At 27.2% G+C, this 5,748-nt stretch carries 5 protein-coding genes; all 5 read right to left on the bottom strand.

The genetic code is table 11. The features are described from left to right. Window positions 1-3 precede the first annotated feature (3 nt). Window positions 4-267: a Mor transcription activator family protein gene (locus VK071_12030; GenBank protein ID HLR36040.1), complete on the bottom strand. Its 264-nt coding sequence runs from the start codon at window positions 265-267 to the stop codon at window positions 4-6. 108 nt (window positions 268-375) lie between these two features. Beyond that, complete coding sequence (locus VK071_12025; protein ID HLR36039.1) at window positions 376-2,259, bottom strand: ATP-binding protein; 1,884 nt, start codon at window positions 2,257-2,259, stop codon at window positions 376-378. Between the two features lie 77 nt (window positions 2,260-2,336). Continuing rightward, window positions 2,337-3,560: a hypothetical protein gene (locus VK071_12020; GenBank protein HLR36038.1), complete on the bottom strand. Its 1,224-nt coding sequence runs from the start codon at window positions 3,558-3,560 to the stop codon at window positions 2,337-2,339. Window positions 3,561-3,886: 326 nt separating this feature from the next. After that, complete coding sequence (locus VK071_12015) at window positions 3,887-4,636, bottom strand: recombinase family protein (GenBank protein ID HLR36037.1); 750 nt, start codon at window positions 4,634-4,636, stop codon at window positions 3,887-3,889. Window positions 4,637-5,071: 435 nt separating this feature from the next. Further along, window positions 5,072-5,748, bottom strand: a 677-nt coding sequence (locus VK071_12010) for a hypothetical protein (protein ID HLR36036.1), incomplete at its 5' end; no start/stop codon positions are given.

Below are 5,748 nucleotides of genomic sequence, written 5' to 3'. Positions count from 1 at the left end.
GTTTTAAGCACTTTTTTTATGTCTGTTTATAATAGCTCTTATGTAGCTTTCAGACATATTATACTTAGCTGCTAATTCTTTATGATTAAATCCATTGTACTCAGATATAATTTCTCTATCACGAGCTTCTTTGTATATCATTTTTTCAGTAGGAAAGTACACTGATGTTCCCCCAAATTCTTTAAATAAAGCCTTTATTTTGTCTATTCCAAGCTCTATAGCTATATTTTCAAATTGTGGAGGTAAGTCACTTATTTTTAATTCCATATAGAATATCCTCCTAAAACTCTATTTATATTGGATATTCTATATATATCTTATATTCCCTACATTATTTTAAACATAATTGAATTACTTTTTTATTAGTATTTATTATCATTCCTTAGCAAACTCTTTTATTGAATTAAACCATTCTTTAACTTCATCAAAAACTTCTATATTCTCTAACATATTCTTTGTAAGCTTCTTAGAGTATTCTATATTTATTTTTTTCTTAAACCTTCCTATTTTCTCACTCTTTTTACTATCAGTAACTTCACTCCATGGTCTTGTAGAATCAGGATTATTTTCATAACTATATCTTGCACAATACTCACCAATATCTAACTTATCCCAATTATCTAAATGCTCTTTTTCAAATCTTATTCCTATATCTTCTAATATAGTTGGATGGATGTAATTTTCCATTTCTCTTAGCTTTGTTTCAAATGCTTTACATGAACTTATCTTATTTAATTCAATAACTTGATTTTTATATTTATTTTCCTTTTCAGATCCAATATCACTATCATATATATGTACTTGATTAAGCTCTAACTTTTCTAAATACCTTTCATTTACCCAATCTTTTAAAGTACTCCCTCCCATAGGAATCATTATAATTTTTTCACTATTTAAATCAATGATATCTTTTATTTCAGGTATATTAGCATTGATATTTCTTAAGAAGTTAATATCCAGCTTACCTTCTACACACACTGCTACTTTTACATTTCTTACATTTTGATCTATCTCTGCTGCTATTGCTGGTAATATACCTAGTGTATTTGCAATATCATCTAACACATTCGCTGTAGGTACTTTAAATTCTTCACCTAAACTTCTATCTATTAATCTTAATGACTCTATAGGTAGCATATTACATATTTCAGGACTATGTGTAGTAAAAATAATTTGTGTATTTTTACTTTTGCTCAGTTCTATAAATGAATCTATAAGCTTTTTCTGATAATCTGGGTGTTGCGCTGTCTCAGGCTCTTCAAATGCATAGATTATATTAGAAGATGAATCTGATGATCTTCTTTTTTCTGCCTGAGCTCTAAAAAAGTTAAGTAAAATCATTCTTCTTACTCCACTTCCTCTTTTATTCAACGGAATACCATTGTCACTACGAAGTCCAAAATTAAATACCTTATCCCATTCTATTTTTTTAGGTATCTCTGGTTCTAGCTCTTTTGCTATTTCAGGATTCATCTCTGCTAATTTTTCTAATGTTCTTTGAGTAACATCCTTAACTGCATTTATGACTTCTGTGCTTATATTATCTAATGTATCTATTATTTCCTTATTTGAAAGTACTTCTTTAACAGCTTCCTTCATTGGATCTTGTATCTCACTATCTTTGTCTTGATTCTTCCTATCTGATTGGAATAATGAATATGCAGGCAAATACTTCTTTAATTCTTCCCAAATAGCTTTTCCACCTTCATTTTTAGTTTCAATTTCAATCTCCTCTAATTCTTCTTCACAATATGAACTTAAAATAGCCTTTCTACATAAAGAAGAAATTCTTTCATCTTCAACTGAAATATCCATTTCTTTTAATAACTTTTTCAGTTCACTTATCTTCAAAGAATGTACTTTGGGTTTACCTTTAGGATAATTAGCAATTAATTTTGTACTTATTACTCTTCCATTCTTTATAATTTTATTAACTTGCAACATCCCATCTTTATTCAATAAAAACTCATCTTTTAAAGATGTTTCAACAGATGTATCCAGTATTACTTTATCAGGAACATTTGTAAATGTTGCTCCAATTAAAATTTCTTCCTTTCCAGAATTTATAGAACAATCATCTTTATCGACCTTAATAATTCCATTAGATCCTCCTTCATTAAAGAAAAAATCTAATGCTTCTAAAATAGTTGATTTACCTGCATCATTTCTTCCAACTAAACAAGTCAAATCACTTAAATCAATGGTAGTAAACTCAGAATAACCTCTAAAGTTTTCTAACTGTAAACTAACTAACTTCATATACACTCCCCTTAAAAAGTAAAAACAGGCTAAAGCCCCCCACAATACAAAGAGAACAAAAAATGGGACACCTAATTTTAAACTAACCGCCCTACTTTTGATTTACTTATCCCTAGTATTTTAGCTATTTCTCTAACACTGTTGCCTTTATCTTTTAATTCTTTTATTTCTGTTTTTAAATCTTTCATTTCTTGTTGTTTTTTTGTTAATCCATTTTCATTTCTTCTTTTAGCCTTTTGCTTAGCTTTCTTCTCATCTGCACATCTTCTATACTTTTCTTTACCAGAAATAATAGTCTTAAGGTGCATCTGCTCTTCTAATGTTATATCCAATATCTCAATTAGTTTTGTATTAGTATACTTATATTTCTTATCAACATAAGCTTTCTGTGCAGATTTAGTATCTCTAATAACTTCTCTTTCACTTAATGGTTCTTTAAACATAGAATTAAGCTCTAAAGCCTTATCTAAAGCTTCTTCTGAATTTTGTATAAAACAACATGTATAATATCTATATAAAAATAAAATTAACTCTCTATGACCTTTAACATCATAATCTCTAAGCTCACAAATCTTTATAATATCTAAAACTCTAGCATGATATAAACTATATTCATTAAAAAGACTTACAATTTTTTTAGGTCTGCCTTTTTTCTTTTCTTTTTTCTCAGTAATTTCAGGTAAATACTCTTCTTGTATATCTCTTAACCTATACTTATAACTATGCATATCCAAAATCTCTACATAACTATTACTCTTTGAATTAACTGTACCTGCAATTCGTAGAACTCTAGTTGGGTCAAGTGCATTTGCATCTGCTCCAAACTCTTTTAATTGATTATAAATATATCTTTGAACTGCATACCAAAGTGGCATAGCCATACTTGGTACAGGTTCTATTAAAAGTACATAATAAAGCCCCCTACCACTATCTATTAAAAAATTAGGTTGTGGTATTTTAGTACCATAAAAATCTTTTTCTAAAAAATACTTTACAGCTTCTTTAGAATACTTAGTTTTATGACAATCTATGTCAATATAAATAGTTCTAAGCTCTTTTATATTTTCAATCCTTCTTTGTGGCTTATAAAATGTATTTTGAGATACATATGCATTTATTATATTTAAAATATCTTCCGCATTTTCTATAATATCTTCACTCTTATAATGCCACTGTTTATAGTTTGGGTCTTTTGAAGATATTGTTATATACCCCTTACTATCCTTATGTAACATTTCCAAATGATTTATACATTCCTCTATATCAAAGTCTCTGACTTCTGCTAAATTATTTAATTGCATAAAAAACTCCCCTTATCTATTTAATCTACCCCAAAAAAGATAAGAGAAGTTTCTTTATATTCTTGTCAGTTATTTCTGTCTGTGATAAAATAACAATATAAAAAATTAAAAAAGCTCTCTATTTAAGATTTAGATTCTCTTATCTTTTTCTTTCATAGGGTTTTAGATAAAAAAGGTTAGAATCTCTGTTTGGCGATGGAGGGTTCTAACTTTTTTTATTTTCCGATGATTATAGATAAATTGTACCATAAAATGAGTAATTCATACAAGAAAAATAGAAACAGGCTACAGCCCCTACAATACAAAGAGAACAAAAAATGGGACACCTAATTCTTATTAATTTTATTCCACATATACTTTGATACTATTGGCTCTATCTCAATAGTAATATCATTCTTTTCTTTTTTTCCCTGGTATTCAAATACTCCAATATAATTTTTATTTTTTAAGATATAATCTACCTTTTGCTTTGAAAATCCATATTTAGCACCTATCTTAGCTAGCGAAAGTCCCTTAGATCTTAGCTTAAATATATCTTTAACTATTTTAGCTTCTTCCTCATTTATTTCAAATCTCCCATATTTATTTACTTTATATCCAAATGCGGGCTTACCACCAACCCATTTATTTTCATTTAGTCTTGCAAGCCTACCATTTCTAGTTCTTTCATTTATTACAGCTCTCTCAAACTCTGCAAAACTTCCTAACATCTGCAAAAATAACATTCCTTGTGGTGTTGAAGTATCAAACATTTCTGTAACACTTACTAAAGCCACTTCATAATTTTGTAGCTCATATATCATTGCTAATAAATTATATAAACTTCTATGAATTCGGTCATTTTTATAAACTATAATCATATCTATATCATTTGTCTTTACATAATCCATCATCTTATCATACTCTGGTCTATCTGTAGATTTACCTGATACTGCTTTATCTATAAACATTTCATCTATCACAATATCGTGAAGTTTAGCATACATTCTAATTTTTTCTTCTTGGTCCTTAAGTGAAGTATTATCTACTTGCATTAATGTTGATATTCTGCAATATCCTACTGCTCTTTTTTTCATATCATCCTCCTGATGCTATCACTATTGATGTCTTTTTTTTATATTTTATAATGCAATTTGAATATAAAAAAGTCAAGTTTGTCGGCTCAAACTTGACCTTTTTAGTTAAAATAAATAGTTAAATGTAAGTAATACCACATATTTTACTTAAATTAATCTATTTAGTTTTTTATTTTTATATAAATCATTCTAATTTATTTATCAAAGTTTGTTGAATATAAAATAGAGATATTAGTATTTCTACCAATATCTCTATTTATTAATTTTATCTAATAATTGGATAGTTTAAAAATCATAATATACTCTAGAAAGATATAGTTCTACACCATATAACTTCACATAAATAGGTGATTTCATTTAAAATAGTATCCTCTAAGAATTTGACCCATATCTATATCAAATATTTTCATTTTCATTTTAATTTATTATAATATTTTAACTATACTTATCTAAGAATTCTTTTAATGCTTGGCTCAAAATATCTTGTACCTTATACTTATTATTAACTTTACAAAAGTCTGTAAATTCTTTTTGTATCGGCTCATATAATTTATAACTTCTAACTACTATATCTCCCTCAAAATCCTCTATATTTAATTTTTTCGCCCCAACTACTTTATTACTACTTTGTAATTTGTACCAATTGTACATTTCATTTAACTTACTTAAATTATCATCATAATTATTAATTATAGTAGTTAATATTTCTACATCCGTCCCAACTACTTTATTACTACTTTGTAATTCGATAGGGCTATATTCCTGTTGTTTACTTCTTTTCATCTCTACTACTTTAGTTTCTACCACCTCAACTATACATTCATATTGGTTAATGGTTTTATCATACTGATAAGATACTTTTTTAAATCTGTCTCTTATTGTAGTTCTACCTATACCTAATTCTTTGCATATATTAGTCAATGTATTACCTTCTACAAGTTTATTATTTATACATTCTATTTGATTTCTAACTTCCAATTTATCAAAATCACTTCTACGCATTTTATTCACCTCAAATACATTATAAACTACTTTAATATACATTGTAGTAGTATATATCAAATTAAAAAGTAGTTTTTTAGTAGTGCATACTAATAAATCTATTGTGCTAG

This window comes from Tissierellales bacterium (genome assembly GCA_035301805.1).
Taxonomy (GTDB): Bacteria; Bacillota; Clostridia; order Tissierellales; family DATGTQ01; genus DATGTQ01.
Note: the sequence above shows the minus strand (reverse complement) of the source record. Positions and strands in the feature narration are given on the sequence as shown.